A 25,643-nucleotide genomic window follows, 5' to 3' on the forward strand; every position below is an offset into this window, starting at 1 on the left:
TCTGATGGCAAAATCAATCAGATCAATGTGCATGACCAAGATCATGATTTGCTATTTAAATAATTGGCAATGATTGCTTGATATGCATCAATAAAATCAAAATACTGTCCGATATTGATCCGCTCATCAATCTTATGGTTCAGCATCGGGATACCTGGCCCATAAACCGCTAAATCTACATCATTTTGATGGCGCAAAAACTGTGCCGCATCGGTGGTGCCTGATGCTGTGATCGGCGCAAGTCCCTTGGGGAACTTTTGGGCAAGGCTGCTTAAGTCTTGGTTCAGTACTTGACCCATGCTATCTAGCAGATAAGGCACTTGTAATCTTGGCAGATCTTGGGTGCTATTGATGATGCTGTGAATCAATGGTGAATCTGGTGCGGCGTATACAGGCGGCTGATCGGCGGTGATGATTAGACTTAGCTCATAGCCATCTTGGGTGTTCAATGTATCGATAATGGCTTGGATGTCATGGATGACCGTTTGGTTATCATACTCAGGCACCGTGCGGGCATTGGCTTCAAATTCGGCATGATCTGGAATGGAATTTACCTGCGTGCCGCCTTGGATGAGCGTGATATTATGCAGGGTATTGCCAAGTAGTGGATTAGTGATGGCATCAGCCTTGGTGCGAATATCGGCAGTGATCTGCGTCATGGCGTCGTTCAGCTGCTCGATGGCGTTATTGCCAAGCTCAGGCATGGATGAGTGTGCGGCCATCCCTTTGGCGATGACTTTATAATTCAGCGAGCCTTTGTGGGCATGGATGATGCCGACATTGCAAGGCTCAGCAATCAGTAAGCCATCGACATCATCCATATAACCAAGCTTGGTCAGCTGCTGTGAGCCGTATTCGCCAACTTCTTCGCCGACGGTTGCCATCAGGCGAATTGTGCCAGTGAAGTTTTTGGTCTCATTCAGATGAATCATCGCCATTACCAGTGCAGCAAGACCTGATTTCATATCCGATGCACCCCGGCCCCACAGCACACCATCGTCATCAATGTGCGCCGAAAATGGCGGATGCGTCCAAAGACTAACATCGCCAGCACTCACCACATCCAGATGCCCTGAGATGGCAAGCGTCTTACCATCGCCATGATGAATCTCAGCGACCAAGCTTGACCGACCTTCACAAAATTCAACCAGCTTTGATGAGATACCATAAGACGCCAAAAATTGTTGTAAATGCAGAGCGACTTTGGCTTCATGATCGTTTTGGCTGTCAATTTTGATTAAATCACACAGCAGTGTCAATGCTGTACGCTGTTCATCATTGATCTGTGGTACGGTGGGTTTGTTATTGTTAGTGGCATTTGAATCGGTAGATAAGTGATCTAATAAAGTTTCGCACATAGGATACTCTTTTTTTGGTTTATAAAATAAAAAAGGTGAAACCATAAGTTTCGCCGATGAATGGCTCAGCCGGTATTACGCAAACCTTGCGCCACGCCATTGATGGTCAGGTGAATCAGCTGCAATAGGCGATCATCATCAAAGCCGTCCGTTCGATCCAGCGACTCATCACCGCGGCGTTCTTTGAGCAGTAGTACCTGTAGCCAGTTGAGTGCATTTAGATAGGGTAGGCGCAGTGCCAGTGAGCGAGCCAGTGAGCGGTTATTTTCAAGCAAGACTTCGTGACCGGTCAGCTGAAGTAGGGCGTTTTTACTGCGTGTGTATTCTGCTTCGATCATCGCATAGATGGCTTGGGCAGATGCCTTGTCTTCGGCAAGCTCGACATAAGTCTTGGCGATGCCAAGGTCGGTCTTGGCAAGTACTTGCTCCATGTTTGACAGCATGGCATATACAAAGGCACTGTCTTTGGCATGGGTTTTTAGCTTGGCAAGATTGCCATCATCAGCTTGGATCAGCTTCTCAATCGCTGTACCAAAGCCATACCAGGCAGGTAGCATTAGGCGGTTTTGCATCCATGAGAATACCCACGGAATCGCCCGCAGATCCTGAATGCGTGCCAATGTCTTGCGACTGGCAGGGCGGGAGCCGATGTTCAAGGTGGCAATCTCGGTGATTGGGCTGGTTTGTAAGAAATAATCAATAAACGCAGGATGCTCAATCAACGCTCGATAATGGCGGAATGCATGGTCTGATAGGTCAGACATCAGCTCAAAATCAGGCGTCATCGTCGCATTTGGCAGCATGGTCGCCTTTAGTGTCGCTGCGACGAGTACTTCTAGGTTATGCTCAGCATTATTGGCTTCGGCATATTTGGCTGTGATGACTTCGCCTTGTTCGGTGATGCGGATTTGACCTGCCACCGAGCCTGCTGGCTGTGCCAAAATAGCTTCGAATGATGGGCCACCACCACGGCCGACACTACCGCCACGACCGTGGAATAGACGCATCTGTACTTGATGCTTGGCAAAGATTTGCACCAGTTTTTCTTCGGCTTGATACAGTGACCACTGACTGGTGACATAGCCACCATCTTTGTTGCTGTCTGAGTAGCCAAGCATGATTTCTTGGGTATTGTCACGGCTTTTGAGCAGGCTTTGATACCACGGCTTGCCCAGTAGCTCATCCATCACGCCGATACAGTTTTGCAGTGCTTCGATGGTCTCAAACAGTGGCACGATGTTCAGCCGTGATTTTGGCGTACCGTTTTCGATGTGTAGCAGCCCAGTCTCTTTCATAATCAGCGCTAGAGCCAGCATATCGCTGATGGTTTCGCAGTTTGAGATGATGCTTTGGGAAATGGCGGTTTCGCCATAGCGGTGTTTGATATCTGCCGCCGCCAAGAAAATATTCAGCTCTTTGGTGGTCTGCTCATCGTACTGTACATAGTGGTTGTACAATGGGCGAGCGGTAGCAAGTTCACGCAGTAGTACACGTTGACGAGCAGGCTCTGATAAGCTTAGATAATCTTCCAAATCAGCGTGTTTGAACAAATCATGCACCGTCTCAGCGTGCACTTGTGCGTGCTGACGCAAATCCAGTGGCATCAAATAAAAACCAAAGACACTCACCGCACGCATCAAATCCTGCAAGCGACCTTGTGCCAGATACTCACTGCCATTATCGCTCAAAGATCGATGTAATTTGGTCAAATCATCCAAAAATGCTTGGCTGCTCTCATACGGCTCAGCCTTGCCAAAGCGACAACCATAATCCAGCCCAAAGCCATTACTGGTCGCCACGATACGAGCAGAAATCAGTGCTACTGCTAGTCGATACGGCTCTTCGGCGCGAGAGATCAGCTTCTCAGGGGAGTTCTCTGCCATCTGTAGTACATCTTCATTGACCTTGACACGGCGAATCGATAGCGGTAGTTCTTGGTATAGCTCGCCTAATTGATCTCGATAATAATAAAACAGCGCCGCACTTTGGCGATTGAACGCATGACGCAAGGTATCAGCATCCACAAATGGATTGCCATCACGGTCGCCACCGATCCAGCCACCAATGCGAATCACATCAGGCAGCTGTGTCTGTGGATAGGCATCATTGAGCTGATGGCTCAGACGAGCGTAGAGTTTTGGAATGGCTTGGAAAAAACTTAGGTCAAAATACGCCACACCATTGACAATCTCATCACTCACTTTCAGCTTAAATGGACGAGTCTCATTGGTTTGCCACAGTGACAATAGCACAGTTTTGATTTGGTTGGTCAGCTGCTGTTTTTGGTAGCCGACAGCGTATTGATAATCGCTGAGCAGCCCACGAATCTGACGATGTAGCTTTAGCACACTTTGACGCTGCACTTCGGTGGGGTGGGCGGTCATCACGGCACTGATGCTGATTTTATTGAGCTGTGACTGCAGCTGGCTTGGGGTGATGCCGCTGTCTTCGATCTGATGCAGCACACCTGCAAAGCTCGATGGGCTGGGTGTACTTTCTAGCTGTTCGTGGATTTGGCGGCGGCGTGCATGGTGATGGTCTTCAGCGATATTAAGCACTTGGGCGAATAGGCTGCAAGCACGGATTAGATTTTCGATTTGGCGGCTGTTGAGTCTAGGTAGGGCTTTTTTGATGGTTAACTCTGCATCGCTGCCTTCGATCAGCTGATGGATGGTCTCAGCGACGATCGGTGAGGTCTGTTCTTCGAGTACATCGAGCAGCACTTGGCTTAACAGCTCAGTATCGGCGATGAGAGGCGAGTCTTTTTCTTGATCCAAAAAATGTGCGACATTTTTGGCTGATGGATTGCTGACCATGTGACAAAGCTCCCAAAAGATCATAAAGATGATATTAATAATTGATATGTTTGATGTGTGACAGTCTTTTGCATCTTACACGAGTTTTAGAAAATTTTAAAGTGAAAATCGATGACTGGTCGAAGTAATTTTTTTGGGTGTTATTTTTAACCCATATTTGCTAAGACAAACCCTCTTAGGCTAGGTGGTTTTGCGATATGACATGGTAATCAATTGATGCTTTGGAATGTCGTGGTATGGATGATTAAAGCGATGATTTGCTGCGGCAAGTGGGTTAGGCTTGGATGGGCGAATCGATGAGTCTATGCTTAACAAAAAAGCTGTTCATATCGAACAGCTTTCGTCTGCGTGCTTGACTTAGCTGTCTGCCTTGGCAAGCGTGGTGTATTTGTCAAAGTTTTCGATGTATTGCTCGAGGTTCTCAGCGAGCATTTGTTGGTATTTTTCGGTGTAGAATTTGATGATATCATCTTTTTCTTTTGCCAAATCACTGCCTTTGACAAAGCCGATGGTTGCAGCCGATACCGCAAAGCGAGCAGCGGCGTAGTTTAGACTGGCGGCGACTTGCCCTGCGTGTGATTGTGGACTCAGCTGGCTGTTGGCAAGGTTGATGATGGCATCAGCACGCTCAAAAAACGCATTCATCTGCGCTTGAAATTCTTCTTCGTTAAATTCTGGTTTGTCACTCATGATATTGTCCCATAAAAAAAGCCTTAGAACTTGATATTCTAAGGCTTTTATCTATGCTAAGCAAGTCTTAGTGATTAAATTGCATTGCGTAGTAGCTCGGCCTTGTCGGTACGCTCCCAAGTAAAGGCATTGTCTGAGCCGGTACGACCAAAGTGACCATAGCTTGCGGTGATTTCGTACATAGGCTGTAGTAGATCAAGCATACGTGTGATGCCATAAGGGCGTAGGTCAAAGTGTGCACGAATCAGTTTTACGATGTCGTTATCGCTGATTTTACCTGTATTAAAGGTATTCACCGAAATCGACGTCGGCTCAGCGACACCGATGGCATAGCTGACTTGTACTTCACAGCGATCAGCTAGGCCTGCTGCGACGATGTTTTTGGCGACATAGCGGCCAGCATAGGCAGCAGAGCGATCCACTTTTGATGGATCTTTACCGCTGAATGCACCGCCGCCATGACGAGCCATGCCGCCGTAGGTATCGACGATGATTTTGCGACCTGTCAGACCAGCATCACCAACAGGGCCGCCGATGACGAATTTGCCTGTTGGGTTGATGTGATACAGTGTGTCTTTGTGTAGCAGCTCAGCAGGAATGACTTTTTTGATGATTTCTTCCATCACTGCTTCGTGTAGGTCAGCTTGACTGATCTCAGGGCTGTGCTGAGTAGATAATACCACCGCATCAACTGCAAATGGCTTGTGATTGGCATCATAATGCATGGTCAGCTGTGCTTTGGCATCAGGGCGTAGCCATGGCAATGTGCCGTTTTTGCGTAGCTCTGCTTGACGCTCCATCAGGCGATGCGAAAGCTGAATCGGTGCTGGCATCAGCACATCAGTTTCGTTCGTGGCATAGCCAAACATCAAACCTTGGTCACCTGCGCCTTGATCTTCTGGGCGTGAGCGATCGACGCCTTGAGCGATCTCTGGCGATTGTTTGCCAATCATATTGATGACGGCACACGTTGAGCCATCAAAACCAAGATCAGAGTGATTGTAGCCGATTTTATTGACGGTATCACGCACGATGCCCTCGACATCGATGTTGGCATGGGTGCTGATTTCACCTGCCAATACCACTGCCCCTGTTTTTACCAAGGTTTCGCACGCCACACGAGCGTCTTTGTCTTGGGTCAAGATGGCATCAAGCAAGGCATCAGAGATTTGGTCAGCCATCTTATCTGGATGACCTTCACTGACAGATTCTGAAGTAAATACTGAGTAGTTCATAAGATTTCACTTAATAAAAAATATAAAAAATTGTGCGATTCTGGTGGCTTTTTTAGGCTTGACAGAATAAATACCCGTCCGCACGACAGATGATGAGAAAACTTGCAGAGTATTTGGCGGAAAATTATACTGTAAAAGCAGCGTGATTACTAATGAAAAAAATTCATATACTGATGTATAAACTGCATCAAGCGACAAAACAGTGATCAGGGAGTAAAATGACCATCAATGAAATTGCAATTTAAATTTGATCAAATCGAAAAGTTATCGTCTTTATTGACAGCTTTGGTGCTATCAAGGATGGCTTGTTCGCGTTTTTTATGGCCTTTTTGACGGCTGAATTTGGGGGCTTTGGCGTTGTAGCCATGTCGTGATTGCCAATCTCGCACTGTGCGATAATGCCAAAATAGACGAAACGCCAAGCCTAAGACGATGCTTGTGATGATCGCAGAGAGTATCAAGCCGATGAGCATCGCTTGCCAAGAAAAAATGTGACGATGCGCATGCAGTGGGTTGATGCCATCGGCGGTGATCCATAAAGTAAAATCGGTCAAAATCATACCGATCGCCCGCAGTCCGATGAGCGGCTCACCAATCAAGAGCGCGCCAAGCGAATACGCCAGCCAAAACACAGGAATGGCGGTCAAAGGATTGGTAATCCAAGTCAAAGCCACCGCCATCGGAATATTGGCACGAGCAATCAATGCACCGATAATGGCAAGCGGCATTTGCCCTGGCAAAGGAAAAAACGCCGCCAAGACACCAACATAGACCGCACGACCCAAAGAATTGCGATTCATCTGCCATAGGCGTGGATCTGCCAAAAATGGCGCAAACATCGCTATCAAGCGATTTTCACGCAGCTTTTCGGGCGTCGGCAGCCAGGCTTTGATCTTCTTTTTTGGCATGGGTGGTTGGCAAAATAGATAAAGTACCAATTATAACAAAATTTTTGCCATAAAACGACCGCCAAGCGTTGCTTTTTGGTAATAATTGGCTTGCTTGCCGCATGGGTTGGGGCGTTGCATACGACTTTGGGGTAGCTGATGGATTTGTATTGGTGATTGTGCTTGGCTGTGATACAATGCATGGATTGACCAAAGGAAATCATATGACTGACAAAATTAAAATCAATCACCCAAAACCTTCTGCCAAAGCCAAAAAAGCCTTGATTTGGATTGACCTTGAGATGACAGGGCTTGATACTCAAAATGATGAGATTATTGAGATTGCGACCATCGTCACCGATGATGATTTGAATATTTTGGCTGAAGGGCCGGTGCTCGCCATCAAAGTGAGTGATGTGGTGTTGAACGGCATGGATGACTGGAATAAAAACCAGCACGGACAGTCAGGGTTGATTGACCGTGTGCGTCGCAGTAAGGTGACTTTGGCAGATGCTGAAGCACAGACGATTGAATTTTTATCAAAATGGGTGGATGCAGGCATCTCACCGATGTGTGGTAACTCCATTTGCCAAGATCGTCGCTTTTTGGCTCGCCAAATGCCAGCGCTTGAGCGATATTTCCACTATCGTAACCTTGATGTCTCAAGCATCAAAGAGCTGTGCTATCGCTGGCGTCCTGATGTGGCGAGTGGCTACCAAAAAGGCGGCACGCATCTGGCACTGGATGATATTCGTGATTCGATTCGTGAACTGCGCCATTATCGCGAGCATTTTTTTAAGTTGCTTGATTGATCGTTATCAATGATAAAGCGGGCTGTTTGCCTGCTTTTTTTACAATGATAAAAAAGTTATCTTTGTTAAAAATTTAATTTATTATAAAAATAGCAAAAAATCAGTTAGGATAAGACTGATCTTATAAACATGGAGTAATCGATATGCTAAAACGCAGCCTGTTCACGGCATTGGCGGTCGCCTTATCAGCCCAACCTGTCATAGCAAATGCCAACGGAGTGACAACGACTGTTACTCGCGCCAATCCTGATACTTTGGCGCAGGTAATGGCCACCAAACAGTTAAGAGTCTGTTCACCAGGGGATTATAAGCCGTTCAGCTTTGATCATCAGGGTAAGTTTGAGGGCGTGGACAATGATTTGGTTGAGCTGCTTGCCCAAAGTATGGGTGCTCAAGTGGTGATGGTCAAGACAAGCTGGTCGAATTTGATGAGTGACTTTACGGCGGGCAAGTGTGATTTGGCTGTCGGTGGTATTTCGATTACTTTGCCACGACAGCAGCAAGCCTTGTTTAGCGTACCATATTTTACCAATGGCAAGACGCCACTTGTACGCTGTGAAGATGTCTCAAAATACCAAACCATTGATCAGATCAATCAGCCAACGGTGCGCATCGTAGCCAATCCTGGCGGCAGTAATGAGAACTTTGCTCGCACTGTCTTGACCAAGGCAAAGCTTACGATGCATCCTGAAAATCTCACGATTTTTGATGAAGTGGCTGAAGGTCGTGCGGATGTATTTGTCACCGAAGCGGCTGAAGCCATCGTCAAGACGCATGAGCACAAAGGCGTGCTATGTGGCGTGAATCCTGATAAGCCGCTCAAACCTGCCGAAAATGGCTGGTTGATTCCTAATAATGATTTTCGCTTCAAGGCTTATGTGGATCAGTTTTTCCACCTAGAAAAGCTGTCGGGCAATTTGGATAAAGTCATCAACAAATGGCTACCCAAGCAATAATCAAAGCGATACGCTCAAAAAAACACTGCTGATTGGCAGTGTTTTTTTATACACTAAAATTCGCCAATGCAACTTCATCCCCAATGAGCAGCCCGATTTCTGCCGTCACCTGTCTGTCATCATAGCGCCAGTCACCAAGCACTAGCCGAGTTTTGTTATCCAATAGATGCACAGCAGGGCGGTGGGTATGACCATGTAGTAATATATCACAGTCTGTTAATGCCTTTTGAACTGCATCATGATTGACATCCATGATGGTAGCAGGCTTTTGGCGTTTATCATTGTGTGATTTATCTTTAATATCTTTACCAAGCTTTGAGCGAAAAGATAATGGCGTAGCCAGCAGCAGCCATCGCACCACAGGATGGCGGATGATGGCGCGATATTGCTGGTATTTGACATCATCTGTGCAAAGGGCATCGCCATGCTCTAGGCGGATGCGATGCGTGGATGTCGTGAGATAATAAGGCTCTGCGATGATTGCACCGCCAAAGAGTTTGGTGAGTTTATTGGACAGGGCAAAATCACGATTGCCGTGCATGACTAGGATTTGCACCTGTTTATCTGCCAGTTTTTTTAGGCTGATAAGAATGGGTGTCAGCCAGTGATTGGCTTGATTTTGTTTATCCAAGCTTAAATACACATCATCACCAATCCACGCATCTAGCCAATCACCCAAAATATATAGGCTACCAAGATTGGGTAAGACGCACAAATCATCAATCAGCCGAATGAATGCACGGCATAGGTGAGGTGTATGTGCTGACAAGTGCAAATCGCTAACAAAAACCGCCTGAATCTCAGACGGCTGTTTGGTAAAAAAATACTCAGTCGAGTGCATTATTTCTTAACGACTTTGGCACTGTTGATGACGATTGGTGTTGTCGGTACATCAGCGTGATAGCCAAAGCGACCAGTTGGCACACCTTTGATTTGGTTCACAACATCCATACCTTCGATAACTTGACCGAATACTGCATAGCCCCAGCCTTGTGGCGTTGGGCTTGAGTAGTTTAGAAAATCGTTGTCACGCACATTGATGAAAAACTGTGCTGTCGCCGAATGTGGATCAGAAGTGCGAGCCATGGCGATGGTGCCTGTAGTGTTTTTTAGGCCGTTGTCCGCTTCGTTTTTGATTGGTGTGCCGGTGCGTTTTTCGTTCATTTCGCTATCCATGCCACCGCCTTGGATCATAAAGCCATCAATCACACGGTGAAAAATCAAGCCGTCATAATGACCAGACTCGACATAGTCGATAAAGTTGGCGACTGTTACAGGTGCTTTTTCGGCGTTTAGCTCGATGACGATGTTACCATAAGTGGTGTCAAATTCTACAATGGGCATATCCATAATAAATCCTAATCAAGTGAGTGAAATTTTGGCTATTATAGCACAGTTGTTGGAGAAATATGGGGATGATTTTATCGATTTCAAAGGATTTCAAGGATAAATCCGCCAAGAAATTGCTGATTAAACAGATGAAAAATCATGCCAATTATGCTAAAGTATCAAGGTTTATTTTGTATTGATTGATAATAATTTGGACAAAGATATGACCACTGCTAACGAGCTACCCGAAAAAAACGATTTTATCCGTATCATCATCCGTGATGACCTGCAGTCAGGCAAGCATGAGAGCATTTTGACCCGTTTTCCACCTGAGCCAAATGGCTATTTGCACATCGGCCATGTCAAGTCGATTTGCCTAAACTTCGGTGTGGCAGGCGAGTTTGATGGTGCGTGCAACTTACGCTTTGACGACACCAACCCAACCGCCGAAAAACAAGACTATGTCGATGGCATCAAAGAAGATGTCAAATGGCTTGGCTTTGACTGGGCGGGCGATGTGCGTTATGCATCGAGCTACTTTGACCAGCTGCACGCTTGGGCGGTACAACTCATCAAGCAAGGTGATGCTTATGTCGATCTACAAAGCATCGATGAAATCCGCGCCAATCGTGGCTCATTCACCGAAGTGGGCAAGCCATCACCGCAGCGTGAAGAGAGTGTGGAAGTGAATTTGGCTCGTTTTGATGACATGAAAAACGGCAAATATCCTGATGGCGGTGCGGTACTGCGTGCCAAGATTGATATGGCACACCCGAACATGAATATGCGTGACCCTGTCATCTATCGAGTGATGCATGCTCATCACCATCAGACAGGTGATGATTGGTGCATCTATCCGATGTATGACTTTGCCCATCCTTTGTCTGATGCGCTTGAGGGCATTACGCACTCGCTGTGTACGCTAGAGTTTGAAGATCATCGCCCATTTTATGATTGGGTGATTGAGAAAGTGGGCTTTGATAATCCACCGAATCAGTACGAATTTAGCCGTCTAAACATCGATCATACCTTGACCAGTAAGCGTAAGCTGAAGCGTCTGGTGGATATGGGCGTGGTGTCAGGTTGGGATGATCCGCGTATGCCGACCGTGGCTGGTATGCGTCGCCGTGGCTATACGCCTGAGGGCTTGCGTGATTTTTGTGAGCGTGTGGGCATCACCAAATCTGATGGCGTGGTGGATCATCGTATGCTTGAGTTTAGCGTGCGTAAATCGCTCGAAGACACGACCGCTCGTGGCATGGCGGTATTGCGTCCCTTGAAGGTGACCATCACCAACTTTGATGAAGCGGTGGCAAAATTTGACGAACTCAAAAACCCAAAAACTGTGGCTGACTTTGATGGTGAAGTACTATGGCTTACCCAGCCAAAGCATCCATCCTTGGAAGTGGGCGAACGCCGTATTCCATTTACCAAGACCATCTATATCGACCAAACCGACTTTGAAGTCGTGCCACCAGCAGGCTACAAGCGTCTATCGCCAGAAAATCCTGAAATCCGCCTGCGTAATAGCTATGTCCTAAAGGTCAATGAGCACAAGGTGGATGATGCAGGGCAAGTGGTTGAGCTGATTGCTACCATTGATGAAAATACGCTAGGCAACAACCCAGAAGGCCGCAAGGTCAAAGGCGTCATCCACTGGGTATCAGCCAGTCATGGTGTCGATGCGGTGGTGCGTCTGTATGAGCATCTACTGCTCGAAGATGATGAGATCAGCGATGTCAGCTTACACGAAAAAGAAATCATCGATGCTGATACCGATGCCGATACGCTGTGGATCAAGCAGCATCTGAACCCAAATTCACTCACCATCTGTCAAGCGGTGGTTGAGCCTGATTTGGCAAAAGCTGCGGCAGGCGAGCGTTTCCAGTTTGAGCGTGAGAGTTACTTTATCGCTGATGCCATCGAGCATCATGCTGATTTGCCAGTATTTAACCAAATCGTTGGGCTAAAAGACAGCTTTAAGCCCGAGTGATGTGCTGATGCCTTAGGCGGATTGATCCAGTCTGCCTAAGTGGCTATTATTGATGGATTTGGGGCTTATTGCTCTAAATATTTTTAATTATAAATTAATCAAGTGACCATAATGGAACAAGCCACCGCTTTAGCGATTTTAAAAACTGGTCAAAATGTGTTTTTGACAGGTCAAGCAGGTGCCGGCAAAACCTATGTGCTTAATCAGTACATCGATTATCTGCGCGCCCGAAACATCGCGGTGGCGGTGACTGCCAGCACAGGCATCGCCTCGACGCACATGAATGGCACGACCATCCATGCATGGTCTGGGATCGGTATCCAAAACAGCATTGATAAAGTCAATCTGCAAAAGCTGGCGATGCGCGACGAATACCTTGATCGCATCAAAAATACCAAAGTGCTGATCATTGATGAAATATCGATGCTGCATGCCAAGCAGGTAGATACCATCAATGCGGTGATGAAGCATTTTCGTAAAAGCGAACTGCCTTTTGGTGGGGTGCAGGTGATTTTTTCGGGCGACTTTTTTCAGCTGCCACCGATCGGCGAAAAAGGCGAAACCGCCAAAGAAAAATATGCCTTTATGTCACAAGCGTGGCTTGAGTGCCGCTTTCAGATTTGCTATTTGACCGAGCAGCATCGCCAAACGGGTGGCGACGAAAAAGCACGCTTTGGCTTGTCTTTGAACGACATTTTAAATCAAATACGCAGCCAGACAGTAACTCAGGCAGCCATCGATATTTTGACAGCCACCCAAGATCATACGATTGATCTTAATCGCACGCGTTTATATACGCATAATTTAGATGTGGATGCCATCAACCAAAAGCAGCTGCAAGCGCTCGGCGGCATTCCGATTACCTACCAAGCCTCATTGATGGGCGATAAGCCGCTGCAAGAATCATTGTCAAAAAGCGTGCGTGCACCCACTGAGCTGACTTTGGCCATCGGCGCAAAAGTCATGTTTGTCAAGAATTTACCACTGTTAGGGGTGTTTAATGGCACGATGGGCGAGGTGATCGGTTTTGTTGGTACATCAGGCAAAACCTACAAAGATGCCCAAGCTGCCATCCCTGAGCTTGCTTATCCACTGGTGCGGCTCAATACTGGCGGTGAGCTGGTGGCTGAGCCTGAAGAGTGGACTGTTGAGGATAAAGATGGCACGGTGTTGGCAAGCTTTGGCCAAGTGCCTTTGTGCTTGGCTTGGGCGATCACAGTGCATAAATCTCAAGGCATGACATTGGATGCGGCTGAGATCGATTTGTCCAAGACCTTTGAGATGGGTCAGGGCTATGTGGCGCTGTCGCGTCTGCGTACTTTGGATGGCCTAAAGCTATTGGGTTTTAATATCAAAAGTCTGCTGCTTGATGAGTGGGTGCAGCGCATTGATCAGCGACTCTTGGCTTTATCTGATGAGCATGCTGAGCAGTTTTCTCAGCTTGATGATGAGATGCTGGCTGTGATACATAAGGCATTCATCGATGCGTGTGGCGGCATCAGCGATCCTGAACAAATCGCCATCAATCAAAAATACCTCGATGCCAAAAAACAATACGCCTTGACCCAAAAACAAAAGTCTGACACCAAAGCTAAAGCAGGGCGTATCGCCGCCAATGGCCTGACCCAAACCGTCAATGAGACCTATGAGCTGATCAAGCAAGATAAGTCCTTGGATGAGATCGCGACTGCACGCAGTCTTGCGCTGTCCACCATCATGGGGCATGTCGCTGACATTGCCAAGACTTTGGGGGAGGATGCGGTCAAGGTATATCGCCCAGAGGATGCGGTCTTACAGGAAGTTCGTCAGGCCATCGAAACGCTGGATGCCCAAGGCGAATTACAAGACGGCATCAAGCTTACCGCCATCCGTGATGAACTGCGCGAAAAATACAGCTTTAGCGAAATTCGCTTGGCGCTGGGATTCATTGATACCGACCAATACACCAAAAACTCAAATGAGACATCCGATGCCGACAGCCACTCCAACTAAACCTTTACGACTGGCCATCAATGGTTTTGGGCGGATTGGGCGCAATGTGCTGCGCGCTTATCTTGGTCACAGACAGCTGTTTGATGCCATCGAAATCGTTGCCATCAATGACATCGCTGATCCTAATATGCTGCTGCATTTATTAAAATACGACAGCACGCATGGGCGGTTTGATCGGTTGTGTGATGGCATCGCCGTCAGCCTAAAAAAGGACGATCAGCACACGGCATTGCATGTCAAAATCAATGAGACTGCCTTTGATATATTACTACTAAATCATCCATCGCCCAATGATCTGCCTTGGCGTGCGCTGGATATTGATGTGGTGCTAGAATGCACGGGTCAGTTTCGCTCGTATGCTGATGCCATGCGCCATCGTGAGGCAGGTGCGCATCAGGTGATCATCGGCGCTGCGCCTTTTGATGAGGTGGATGCCAGCATCGTCATCGGTGTGAATGATGATGAGCTGACGCGCGATCTGCCGATCATATCAGGCGTGTCGTGTACGACTCAGGCTTTGGTGCCGTTATTATCTGTGCTGGATCGAGATTTTGGGATCGATAGCGTAATGATGACTGAGATACATGCTGTGACCGCAGATCAAAGCGTACTGGATCAGGCGCATCGTGATTATCGTCGGGCGCGTGCCAGTGGGCATAACATCATCCCAACGACCTCAAGCAGCATCAACGCCACCGAACGCGTACTGCCATCGATGCGCGGTAAAATCAATGGCCATTCGATTCGAGTACCGACCATCAATGTGGCAGCCATCGATATGACGATTCAATTTTGCACTCCAAAATCCCTTGATGAGATCCGCAGCGCATTGATCGACGCCAGCCAACATCAGCTGTCAGGCATCATGGATTATACGGATGAGCCATTGGTGTCCAGTGATTTTATTGGTAATGATCATTCATTGATCATTGATGGCCAGCAGCTGATGGCAGCAGGCGAGCTGATTAAGATTTATGCGTGGTATGATAACGAATGGGGATACGCCAATCGGCTGCTGGATATGTGTCATAAATTGGCAGTCAAGGGTTAAGCGGCTGTAAGCTAGCTGATCATAAGATGTGTAATCGACGGCGGATGCTGTGATCGATGGCGCTAAGCTTCGGGCGCAGACGAGGGCTGTGAATCAAAAAACCGCCCACCAGCCCAACCAAGCAGCCAATCAGCGTATCCCAAAAGCGCGCCAAAATGATCTGCATGTGATCAGTCTCTAGGATTTGCCCATTTTCGGCGATCAATAAGGTCATCGGGGTAACAAACACGATCGCCAAGGCATAATTGCGCACCACCAAAGTCTCAATGATCATCACCAGAGCCATCACCGCCAGCCCCACACCCCAAGCGCTGAGATTTAAGCTTAATATCCACCAGGCGACGAGCATGCCTAAGGCTGTGCCGATCAGTCGCTGTAGCTGCTTAATCCAGATGCTTTGAAAACTAATGCCAGTGATGATCACAAAGCAGCTTGCTGCAGCCCAGTATGGCCGTGGCAGATCCAGCATCAACGCAATGGCCACCGAAAGCACGATGGCTACAGCCACAATACTGCTATTGACGATCATATCATCTGCATAACCAAAAGATGGCGCGCTGCTATGGTCGCGCTGTTGGTACATCAGCACCAGAGTATAAACACAAGCGATCATTCCAGATACTAAGCAGCCAAGACTTAACACACCTATGAAATATGGCATCTGATGCACCTGTGAAGGCAAAAACATGCCCAAAGCTGCACTGATGATCATAAACACACCCGCAGGCGGCGCTAAGCGAAAATAGCGCCCAAATATAGCCACCCAAAAACCAATAAAGCCCAACAATGGCAAAGTCATTACAGGTACGACTTGGGCGATGAATCCCAAAGAAAAACACGCCACAAAGCCAAAACTGCAAGCCAATAGCTGCACCATACGAAATAAAAACGAACCTTGATATGGCAAATTCAAAAACACCATCGCTCCCAGTGAGGCGATCAGTCCATCCTGCCATCGGCCGATCGACGCCGCCAAAAAGATCGGCAGACTGGCAGCGATGCCTGCCATCACAGGCATGTGCCAAGCACGCGCAGGGCGATTAAATTGGATCAGTTGACTTAGCTGCTGATCGATGTGTGGCATGATGGGGTGTTTGGGGCGATGATGGGGCATAATAACCTACTAATACAAAAACCGACACAGTTTAGCACAATCACTTGGCCAGTCAATCAAATAACTGCACGATCATTATCAGACCACGCGCTTTTTTTGGTGTGCCAACTCAATCACCTTGCCTGCCATCAAGCACCATCTGACAAAATGCCTGTACAGCAGCATCATCCTGTCGTGACAGTAGCACGATGGCGGTGATGATAATTGGCTTGCCATCATCATCAGTCAGGGGGATAAAGCCACTATCACCAGCAAAATGTGCCAAGCTTTCAGGCACGAGTGCCACAAGCTCACTACAGCTGACCATGGCGATTTGGGCGACGGCTGATGTGGTTTCGGCATAGATTTTTGGCTCAAAGCCGACGGATTTACACGCACCGATGACTTCATCAAAGGATTTTGGACTGACCGAACGCTTATGCATCACAAAGCTTTCTTGTGCCAGTGTCGATAGCTTGAGCGTATCTGCCTTGGCGAGCGGATGGGATTTTGGTAGGACGGCACACAGTGTGTCATTTTTGATGGGGATGCTACGAATCCCGACAGCTTGATGGTCATCAAGCGGTGCGCGCACCAGTGCCACATCGATATGACCATCAGCAAGTAGGGCGGTTGCCCCTGCACTATTGATCTCTTGGACGATGATTTTGGTGTCAGGATAGCGTTTGCCAAATTCATCCATGAGTCGTGGTAGCATCTGTGTCATCGACTGGGTAATCGCACCGACACGGATGGTGTGATTGACGCCTTTTAGCACATCATCGATTTCTTGTTGTAGCGTCATCATCTGCTGCACGAACAGCTGTGCTTTGGGCAATATCCGCTGGCCTGTACTGGTCAGCTGTACGCCTGATTTGGATCGGTGAAATAGCACAGTGCCCAGATTGCTCTCAAGCGTCTTGATATGCTCAGTCAATGGCGGCTGCGACATACCCAGTCGCTCGGCGGCACGACCGATGCTGCCTTCTTGGGCGACGATGGTGAATAGGTATAGGTGGCGAATGAGCCGAAAATTAAACATAGTTTTTGCCTATGGATGATAGCTTTTAAATATATTTTACCTATAAAAATAAAGCTTGTACACTACCTGCATCTTATTTATTTGGATGGGGAGTGACGATGTTTGGTATCACGGATTTGATGGCTTATGTATTGACGGTGTTGGTGCTGATTGCTTTGCCAGGGCCAAATTCGATGTTTTGTTTTGGCACGGCGTTGGCACATGGTTTTGCCAAGGCAAGATTTGCCATCATGGGGACTTTTTTGGGCAATGGTACGCTGATTGTGGCATCGGCATTGGGTGCAGGGGCGCTACTTAGCCGTTATCCATTTTTATTCGGTGCGATCAAGATGGCAGGGGCAGTGTATTTGACTTATTTGGGCGCTCGTCTTTTGATGAATCTGCTAAAGCGTCGTAAGCCAAAGTCTCAGCATACAAACATCAATCCCACACCAAACCCAGCCGCTGATGCAGCTAAAGCGATACAGGCACACGCATCAGCACGCCCAATCACGCTGTTTAAAAAAGCGCTGCTCATCGCACTATTAAACCCCAAAGGCTTGGTGTTTTTCCCTGCGGTGATGATTCAGTTTGTGGCGACAGAGACGACCAGCCCAATGATCAGTTTGTTGGCGTTGGGTATGATTTTTCAATGTTGCAGCTTGATGTTTTTACTGATTTTAACCAAATGTTCAGGCTTGATTGGTCAAAAGCTAAATCAGTTTGCTTGGCTCAATCGTCTAGGTCAAGCAGGTGCAGGGCTGATCTTCCTGGGATTTGCAGCAAGACTTGCGATGGCGTGATGACTTACTAAATACATGGCAATGTCAAAATATTGGCTGATATTATTGAATTTATCTGAACAAAAGTTTGGATTTGTATTATAATCACAACAATGCCACCCAAAAGCTTTGGGAAATCCAGACCAACTGCTATGGATGGCGATTTTGTACTGGTACATTTTTGAGCAGGTACGGCATTTTGGTATGTAGAAAAGGGGTGAGCGAATGCCAATAAATAATCAGAAACGACATGTTAAAATGTTCATGCTGGCTTTTGCTATGTGGGTTTGGCTTATGGCTATGTTAAATATTGAGTATTATGGTTTGGCTCAGGTGCCAAATTTCATGTATTACCTTTTCAGTATAGTGTTTATATTTGTTTTATTTAAGGTAGTTCAATTTCTTTTTTCCGAGCTCAAACCTTTTTTTGCTGAATTAAAAAGGTTGTTTGGATTGGATTAAAAGCCCAACAGGGCACATACCACACACCATCAAAAACCCGTCTATCAACAGTGCACGGTGTGCAGTCTTCGCATAGCATGTCTTAGATTTAAAAGCATTCTCAATTCGCAAAGATATTGATAATTATTATTATTTGATATAAAATATCAAGAAAAATATTCAGGGAGATAACAATGAAACTCACCAAAGAGCGTCGAAAGCAATTTTTTACTCAATATAAATGGTTGTATGCACTACCTAGCGGTCTTTGTCTGATGTTGTATTTCTATGGGCAGTGGCGGATAAGATTGCGCTATGAGCTCGACTCACTGAGTACATGGATGGTGTGGGGGCAGCTTTTGGGGGTGGCTCTAGTGGTATTCCTGTCGAATCGTGTCGTGGATGCCATGCTTAGTCGATATGAGCATCAGTGGGGCGGAGTTACACTCACCAAGATGAACCGATGGGCAAAATATCTGTGGTGGCTGATGATGGTTGGTCATGGGGTGGGTGTTTGTTGGCTGATATGATTAGTCCAGTAGGTGCATACCGTGTCCTATCAAAAAAGATAATTAATCAATGGTGCACGGTGTGTGCTTGATGCACTTAATTATGATTTTAAAATATCAAGAAAAATATTCAGGGAGATAACAATGAAACTCACCAAAGAGCGTCGAAAGCAATTTTTTACCCAATATCGATGGATTTATGCCTTGCCTAACGGTATCTGTCTGCTCTTGTTTATCTATGGAAATCAGATGATTGCACAGCACTATGGATTTGACCGACAGGGCGCGTGGATGACTTGGGGGCAGTTTTTGGCAGTGGGGCTTGTGGTATGGTTGGCAGGTAGGGTGGTGGATGCCGTGCTTGGTCGATATGCGCATCAATGGGGTGATGTTACGCTCACCAAGATGAACCGATGGGCAAAGTATCTGTGGTGGCTGATGTTGATTGGTCTTGTCATGGGGTGGGTGTTTGGATTAATTCGATGATTTGATTTATCCATTTTGGATATGCAAACAAATAAGCATACCGATATTTATCGATATGCTTATTTTGGTTTATGCCTGATTTCTTAGACTTCCAGATAATCCAAGATGCCTTTGGCGGCTTCACGACCTTCCCAAATCGCAGTCACGACGAGATCTGAGCCGCGCACCATATCACCACCGGCGAAGATTTTTGGGTTGGTGGTTTGGAACTTGTAAGGCTGTTTTTCGGGGGCGATGACACGGCCATCTTTGTGCATCTCGATGCCTTGGTCAGTAAACCACTCGGCAGGGCTTGGGCGAAAACCAAAGGCAAGCACCACGGCATCAGCAGGTAGAATCTCTTCTGAACCTTCGACAATCACCGCACTACGGCGACCATTGGCATCAGGCTCGCCCAGTGTTGTGGTGACGACTTTGACGCCAGTGACTTTACCGTCTTTGCCGACGATTTCGACAGGTTGGCGGTTGAATAGGAAATTCACGCCTTCTTCACGAGCATTGGTCACTTCACGCTTTGAGCCTGGCATACTGTCTTCGTCACGACGATAGGCACAGGTGACGGATGCGGCTTGTTGGCGGATGCTTGTGCGGTTGCAGTCCATGGCGGTATCACCACCGCCGAGTACGACGACGTGTTTACCTTGCATATCGACAAATGGCTCGGCATCGCTTTGCCAGCCGTGACAGTGATTGACATTACCAATCAAGAAATCCAGTGCATCATACACGCCATCAAGGTCTTCACCAGCAAAGCCACCACGCATATAGGTATAAGTCCCCATACCCATAAATACCGCATCATATTGCTCTAGTAGCTCATCGATGCTGATGTCTTTGCCGATTTCGGTATTTAGGCGAAACTCGATGCCCATGTCGGTGAAGATTTCACGGCGACGCACCATCACCTCTTTTTCCATCTTAAATTCAGGAATGCCGAAAGTGAGCAGACCGCCGATTTCAGGACGCTTATCAAAGACCACAGGGCGTACGCCATTTCGCACCAAGATATCAGCACAGCCAAGACCTGCTGGGCCTGCACCGATGACCGCCACACGCTTATCCGTCCAGACGACATTACTCATATCAGGACGCCAGCCGCGCTCAAAGGCGGTGTCGTTGATGTATTTTTCGATATTACCGATGGTCACCGCACCATAGCCGTCATTGAGAGTACAAGCACCTTCGCATAGGCGGTCTTGGGGGCAGACACGGCCACAGACTTCAGGCAAGGTGTTGGTCATGTGGCTAAGCTCAGCAGCTTGTTCGATCAAGCCTTCGGTGGCAAGCTTGAGCCAGTTTGGAATGTAGTTATGCACAGGGCATTTCCATTCACAGTATGGGTTGCCACATTCTAGGCAGCGATGTGCCTGTTCGGTGGCGGATTTTTGGTCAAATGGCTTGTAGATTTCGATAAACTGCGTTTTGCGAGTTTCGATCGATTTTTTGCTTGGATCGGTGCGTGGTGTGTCCAAAAACTGAAAATCATTATGTAAACGAGCTGTCATCATTATTCTCCTATGGGGCGCAGGTGGGGATGCCTGCCTGCGCCAACTATCTGAAAAAGTGGGTTATTGTGGGTCTGCCATCGTAGATTTGACCAAAGTGGCGATATTTGCCGCTTTTGGTTTTACCAAGTAGAACTTACGAACATAATGTTCAAAGTCGCTTAGGATGGTCTGACCCCAGACGCTGCCCGTTTTTTCGACGTGCGTTTCGATGATTTTACGCAGATAGATGCGATGTTCTTCGGTTTGTTCGCTTGAAATGCGGTGCAAATCGATGAGCTCATGGTTACAGCGGTCAAAGAAATCACCTTGAGTATCAAGCACATAGGCAAAGCCACCTGTCATACCAGCACCGAAGTTTAGACCTGTTGGACCAAGTACAGTCACGACACCGCCAGTCATGTATTCACAGCAGTGATCGCCTGTGCCTTCGACGACAGCATGACTGCCTGAGTTACGCACCGCAAAACGCTCGCCTGCAGTACCCGCTGCATACAGTGCACCACCGGTTGCACCATATAGACAGGTGTTGCCGATGATGGCAGATTCGCTGGTCTTGATGTGGGCGGTGCGTGGTGGGTAGATGACGATTTCGCCGCCCGCCATGCCTTTGCCGACATAGTCATTAGCATCACCTTCTAGCTCGATATGCAGACCGCCTGCGTTCCATACGCCCAGTGACTGACCTGCTGTACCTGTCAAGTGCAGCTTGATTGGCTTGTCGCTCATGCCAGTATTGCCCCAAGTGGCAGCAATCTCACCTGAGATACGAGCACCGATAGAACGGTCGCAGTTGCTGATGCGATAGCTGTATTCGCCACCGTAGCCTTTTTTGATATTGATATTCATATCGCTGACCATACGCTCAGCCAGTACACCTTTGTCAAATGGCTCATTGTTCGCTACTTGGCAAGTATGCGGTGCACCTTCGGCACGCGGATGGCTGTATAGTAGCGGTGTCAAATCCAGATGGTTTTGCTTACTGGTTTCGCCTTCTAGAATGTCAAGTAAGTCTGTGCGACCAACCAGCTCTTCAAGGGTACGCACACCCAGTTTCGCCATCCAATGACGCGTCTCCATCGCCACGAATTTAAAGAAGTTAATCAGCATATCCACTTCACCGATATAATGCTCTTCACGCAAATCGATACGCTGAGTGGCGACACCGGTTGGGCAGTTGTTTAGGTGGCAGATGCGTAGGTATTTACAGCCGACAGCCAGCATCGGCGCTGTACCAAAGCCGAAGCTTTCAGCACCCAAGATGGCAGCCTTGACCACATCTAGGCCAGTTTTTAGACCGCCGTCTGTTTGGATACGCACTTTATCACGCAGACCATTGACACGCAGTGACTGATGCGCCTCGGCAAGTCCTAGCTCCCAAGGTGAGCCTGCGTAGTGGATTGATGATAGCGGTGATGCTGCGGTACCGCCATCATAGCCTGAGATAGTGATGAGATCGGCATAAGCCTTGGCAACACCCGTGGCAATCGTACCTACACCAGGACGAGAGACGAGCTTGACTGAGACTAGGGCGTTTGGATTGACTTGTTTTAAGTCAAAAATTAACTGTGCCAAATCTTCGATCGAATAGATGTCATGATGTGGCGGTGGTGAAATCAGTGTCACCCCTGGTACTGAGTAGCGTAGGCGAGCAATCAGCCCATTGACCTTGCCACCTGGTAGCTGACCACCTTCACCAGGTTTTGCACCTTGGGCGATTTTGATCTGTAGGACTTCGGCACTGCGCAGATAAGCAGGCGTGACACCAAAGCGACCTGAAGCGATTTGCTTGATTTTTGAGTTCTTAAGCGTGCCGTAGCGAGCAGGATCTTCACCGCCTTCGCCTGAGTTTGAGCGACCACCGATGGTATTCATCGCCATGGCAATCGATTCATGTGCTTCTGGCGATAATGCACCCAGTGACATCCCTGCTGAGTCAAAGCGTGGCAAGATATGCTCAATGCCTTCGACTTCATCTAGGCTAATCTCACCATCGGTCTTCAGTGCAAGTAGGTCACGGATGGTGGCGACAGGGCGGTTATTGACGATGTCGGCGTATTTTTGGTATTCGCTATAATCACCTGAACGCACTGCAGCGTGTAGTGCGCGCACGACATCAGGGTTGAATGCGTGATACTCTTTGTCAAAGACAAACTTAATCAAGCCGCCTTTGTCAATCGGTGTGCGACGGTTAAAGGCATTTTTGGCAAGGATGGCTTGGTCTTTGGCAAGATCATCAAAAGTTGCACCCTTGATACGGCTTGACACACCGACAAAGCACAAATCCACAATCTCTTCGGATAAGCCGACCGCTTCAAACAGCTGAGCACCACGATAAGAGACGATGGTTGAGATACCCATTTTTGATAGGATTTTTAATAGACCCTTATCTAGACTCTTACGGAAATTGGCTCGTGCAGTCGATGCATCGATTTGGATTTCGCCAGTGGCTACCAAATGATCAATCACATCATAGGCCAGATATGGATAAATACAGGTTGCACCAAAGCCAATCAGTACCGCTGCGTGGTGTGGATCACGCACAAGACCAGTTTCGATGATTAAGTTGGCATCAGCGCGCAGGCCTTCTTTGATCAGATAATGATGCACCGCACCTGTGACCAGCACAGCATTGGCAGGGACTTTACCTTTTTTGATGGCTTTATCCGATAGGATAATCAGTGTGTAGCCTTTTTCGATGGCGGTTTTGACTTCATCACAGATGTTTTCGATGGCGGTTTTTAAATCCAGCGTTTCATCGTAGTTCAGATCAATGCGATGGCTCAAAAACGCAGGATCTTGAGTGGCTTCAAGCTGTGCCATCTTACTGGCTGAGAGAATCGGTGATGATAGCACGATGCGGTGAGCATCTTTTGGCGATGGCTTAAAGACATTGGTCTCAGCACCCAAGCAAGTCTGCAGGCTCATCACGATCGATTCACGCAGCGGATCGATTGGCGGGTTGGTGACCTGAGCGAACTGCTGACGGAAAAAGTCTGCCACATGGCGAATCTGACGAGATAGCACTGCCATTGGCGTATCATCACCCATTGAGCCGACCGCTTCTTGGGCATTTTCGGCAGCAGGGCGGATGATCTCACCGCGCTCTTCACTGGTGATGTGGAACATTTTTTGTAAGGTGGCGAGTGTGTCGGCATCTTTGGCATCGTTGATTTGGGCTTTTTCGATGGCTTCGACATCACGGATACGCATGGCATTTTCACGCAGCCATTTGCGGTAGGGGTGCGCTTTTTTTAGGATGGTCGAGATGGTCTTGGTGTCCATGATTTGACCACTGTGGGTGTCGATCACGAGCATCTGACCTGGGCCGATACGACCTTTGCCAGTGACATCCTCGGGGGCATAATCCCATGTACCGACTTCTGATGCGACTGTGATGTAGCCATTTTTGGTGGTCACCCAGCGAGATGGGCGTAGGCCGTTGCGATCAAGCATACACACTGCATAGCGACCATCTTGGATGACTAGGCCTGCTGGGCCATCCCACGCTTCCATGTGCTGTGAATAAAATTCATAAAATGCACGCAAATCCATGTCCATGTTATCGACATTTTGCCAAGCGGGTGGTACAAGGATGCTCATCGCATGAAATAGGCTCATGCCACCATTCATCAGCACTTCAAGCATATTGTCTAGGCTTGATGAGTCAGAACCTGTGGTGTTCACAAGCGGTGCCAAAGATTGTAGGCTAGGCAGTTTGTCGGTCTTAAGCTTCGGTGTGCGAGCCACAGACCAGTTGCGGTTACCTGTGATGGTGTTCAATTCACCATTGTGTGCCAAATAGCGGAATGGCTGAGCCAGTGGCCATTTTGGCAAGGTATTGGTTGAGAAGCGTTGATGGAAGACGACGATGTGCGATGCCAAGCGTTCATCTTGTAAGTCCAAGAAGAAGTTTGGCAAATCAGCAGGCATCACAAGGCCTTTATAAATCACAGTTTGGCAGTTGAGCGCTGTGACATAAAACAGCTCATCATCTGTCAGTGCATTTTCGGTTTTTTTGCGAGCGACGAACAGCTTGCGGTTAAAGACTTCAGGCGGCAGATCATTGGGTGCATTGACAAAGATTTGCTTAAAATCAGGCAGGCTTTCACGAGCGATATCACCGACGATATCTAGATTGACCGGCACATCACGCCAACCTGCGACTTCCAGCCCTTCGGCGGTGATGTACTCATCAAATAGCTGCATACTGCGTTCAGCTTTGTCTTTATCAAGATTGACAAATACCGTACCGACGGCAAAATTTTCAGACAGTTTAAACCCTGCTTCTTTGGCTACTGCTTGAAAAAATGCTTCAGGCTTGGCAATCAAAAGACCGCAGCCGTCACCAGTACGACCATCGGCAGCGACACCACCACGGTGTGTCATGCAGCTAAGAGAATGAATGGCAGTTTTGACGAGATCGTGGCTTGGCATACCCTCGACATGGGCAATCAAACCAAAACCACAGTTATCCGAAAAATCATGCGGGGTCGCCAAATGGCTGGTAGTACTGATCATTGACATGGCTTATCCTTTTATAAATTGCCAAGCAAAGCTTGGGGAAATGGCTAGTGCGATCGATGGGCTTGTACAGTCATTATTATGTGCCGTATCGGTCAATGGCGTCGGGATTTATTTAGCTGTTCACAAGGCAAAATCTTGCAAATTCATCAAGGCGAATATC

Annotated in this window: 19 protein-coding genes; 8 read left to right on the forward strand and 11 right to left on the reverse strand. The window is 47.7% G+C overall.

Annotation, left to right across the window (positions count from 1 at the left end; all coding sequences use genetic code 11):
- Positions 1–41 precede the first annotated feature (41 nt).
- From B0681_RS00750 to B0681_RS00770, 5 genes are all read right to left on the reverse strand, one after another.
- Positions 42–1,358 (reverse strand): ArgE/DapE family deacylase, encoded by a 1,317-nt coding sequence (locus tag B0681_RS00750; RefSeq protein WP_078316842.1) that lies wholly within the window; start codon positions 1,356–1,358, stop codon positions 42–44.
- Between the two features lie 65 nt (positions 1,359–1,423).
- Positions 1,424–4,174, reverse strand: a complete 2,751-nt coding sequence (gene ppc, locus B0681_RS00755; protein WP_078317200.1) for a phosphoenolpyruvate carboxylase — start codon at positions 4,172–4,174, stop codon at positions 1,424–1,426.
- A 357-nt stretch (positions 4,175–4,531) separates the two neighbouring features.
- The gene (locus B0681_RS00760) at positions 4,532–4,864 is read right to left on the reverse strand and encodes a DUF3144 domain-containing protein (protein ID WP_078316843.1); all 333 of its coding nucleotides are present in this window, start codon (positions 4,862–4,864) and stop codon (positions 4,532–4,534) included.
- Positions 4,865–4,938: 74 nt separating this feature from the next.
- Positions 4,939–6,099, reverse strand: coding sequence for a methionine adenosyltransferase (metK, locus tag B0681_RS00765; protein ID WP_078316844.1), 1,161 nt, complete (start codon positions 6,097–6,099; stop codon positions 4,939–4,941).
- 251 nt (positions 6,100–6,350) lie between these two features.
- A complete protein-coding gene (locus B0681_RS00770) occupies positions 6,351–7,007 on the reverse strand; it encodes a DUF2062 domain-containing protein (RefSeq protein WP_078316845.1) in 657 nt (218 codons plus the stop codon).
- A gap of 203 nt (positions 7,008–7,210) precedes the next feature.
- Here B0681_RS00770 and orn point away from each other — a divergent pair, with 203 nt between their 5' ends.
- Both orn and B0681_RS00780 read left to right on the forward strand, forming a co-directional pair.
- Entirely contained in the window at positions 7,211–7,798 is a 588-nt protein-coding gene (gene orn / locus B0681_RS00775) for an oligoribonuclease (protein ID WP_078317201.1), read from the forward strand.
- 143 nt (positions 7,799–7,941) lie between these two features.
- A complete protein-coding gene (locus B0681_RS00780; protein WP_078316846.1) occupies positions 7,942–8,754 on the forward strand; it encodes a transporter substrate-binding domain-containing protein in 813 nt (270 codons plus the stop codon).
- A gap of 46 nt (positions 8,755–8,800) precedes the next feature.
- On the opposite strand, the gene B0681_RS00785 is transcribed toward B0681_RS00780, so the two are convergent.
- Together B0681_RS00785 and B0681_RS00790 are read right to left on the reverse strand one after the other, a co-directional pair.
- The gene (locus tag B0681_RS00785; RefSeq protein ID WP_078316847.1) at positions 8,801–9,595 is read right to left on the reverse strand and encodes a UDP-2,3-diacylglucosamine diphosphatase; all 795 of its coding nucleotides are present in this window, start codon (positions 9,593–9,595) and stop codon (positions 8,801–8,803) included.
- A complete protein-coding gene (locus tag B0681_RS00790) occupies positions 9,595–10,104 on the reverse strand; it encodes a peptidylprolyl isomerase (RefSeq protein ID WP_078316848.1) in 510 nt (169 codons plus the stop codon). Before B0681_RS00790 ends, B0681_RS00785 begins: the two co-directional genes overlap by 1 nt.
- Positions 10,105–10,306: 202 nt before the next feature.
- Between B0681_RS00790 and B0681_RS00795 the strand changes: the two genes are divergently transcribed.
- The 3 genes from B0681_RS00795 to B0681_RS00805 all read left to right on the forward strand — a co-directional run bounded on the left by B0681_RS00795 (position 10,307) and on the right by B0681_RS00805 (position 15,119).
- The gene (locus tag B0681_RS00795) at positions 10,307–12,076 is read left to right on the forward strand and encodes a glutamine--tRNA ligase/YqeY domain fusion protein (RefSeq protein ID WP_078317202.1); all 1,770 of its coding nucleotides are present in this window, start codon (positions 10,307–10,309) and stop codon (positions 12,074–12,076) included.
- A 108-nt stretch (positions 12,077–12,184) separates the two neighbouring features.
- Positions 12,185–14,068: a helix-turn-helix domain-containing protein gene (locus B0681_RS00800; protein WP_265734159.1), complete on the forward strand. Its 1,884-nt coding sequence runs from the start codon at positions 12,185–12,187 to the stop codon at positions 14,066–14,068.
- Positions 14,046–15,119 carry a type I glyceraldehyde-3-phosphate dehydrogenase gene (locus B0681_RS00805; protein WP_228143816.1) on the forward strand — a complete coding sequence of 358 codons (1,074 nt, stop codon included), beginning with the start codon at positions 14,046–14,048 and terminating at the stop codon, positions 15,117–15,119. Before B0681_RS00800 ends, B0681_RS00805 begins: the two co-directional genes overlap by 23 nt.
- A gap of 19 nt (positions 15,120–15,138) precedes the next feature.
- Here B0681_RS00805 and B0681_RS00810 read toward each other — a convergent pair whose 3' ends face one another.
- Positions 15,139–16,233: an FUSC family protein gene (locus B0681_RS00810; RefSeq protein WP_078316851.1), complete on the reverse strand. Its 1,095-nt coding sequence runs from the start codon at positions 16,231–16,233 to the stop codon at positions 15,139–15,141.
- Positions 16,234–16,342: 109 nt separating this feature from the next.
- Positions 16,343–17,254: a LysR family transcriptional regulator gene (locus B0681_RS00815; protein WP_078316852.1), complete on the reverse strand. Its 912-nt coding sequence runs from the start codon at positions 17,252–17,254 to the stop codon at positions 16,343–16,345.
- 98 nt (positions 17,255–17,352) lie between these two features.
- On the opposite strand from B0681_RS00815, the gene B0681_RS00820 reads away from it, so the two are divergent.
- The 3 genes from B0681_RS00820 to B0681_RS00835 all read left to right on the forward strand — a co-directional run bounded on the left by B0681_RS00820 (position 17,353) and on the right by B0681_RS00835 (position 19,451).
- A complete protein-coding gene (locus B0681_RS00820) occupies positions 17,353–18,036 on the forward strand; it encodes a LysE family transporter (RefSeq protein ID WP_078316853.1) in 684 nt (227 codons plus the stop codon).
- A gap of 614 nt (positions 18,037–18,650) precedes the next feature.
- Entirely contained in the window at positions 18,651–18,986 is a 336-nt protein-coding gene (locus B0681_RS00830; protein WP_078316855.1) for a hypothetical protein, read from the forward strand.
- A gap of 123 nt (positions 18,987–19,109) precedes the next feature.
- Entirely contained in the window at positions 19,110–19,451 is a 342-nt protein-coding gene (locus tag B0681_RS00835) for a hypothetical protein (protein WP_078316856.1), read from the forward strand.
- Positions 19,452–19,534: 83 nt separating this feature from the next.
- Here the strand turns inward: B0681_RS00835 and B0681_RS00840 are convergent, their stop codons facing one another.
- Complete coding sequence (locus B0681_RS00840; protein WP_078317203.1) at positions 19,535–20,956, reverse strand: FAD-dependent oxidoreductase; 1,422 nt, start codon at positions 20,954–20,956, stop codon at positions 19,535–19,537.
- Between the two features lie 63 nt (positions 20,957–21,019).
- Entirely contained in the window at positions 21,020–25,483 is a 4,464-nt protein-coding gene (gltB, locus tag B0681_RS00845; protein ID WP_078316857.1) for a glutamate synthase large subunit, read from the reverse strand.
- Positions 25,484–25,643 lie beyond the last annotated feature (160 nt).

The sequence above is a fragment of the Moraxella porci DSM 25326 genome (genome assembly GCF_002014855.1).
GTDB classification, from domain to species: domain Bacteria; phylum Pseudomonadota; class Gammaproteobacteria; order Pseudomonadales; family Moraxellaceae; genus Moraxella; species Moraxella porci.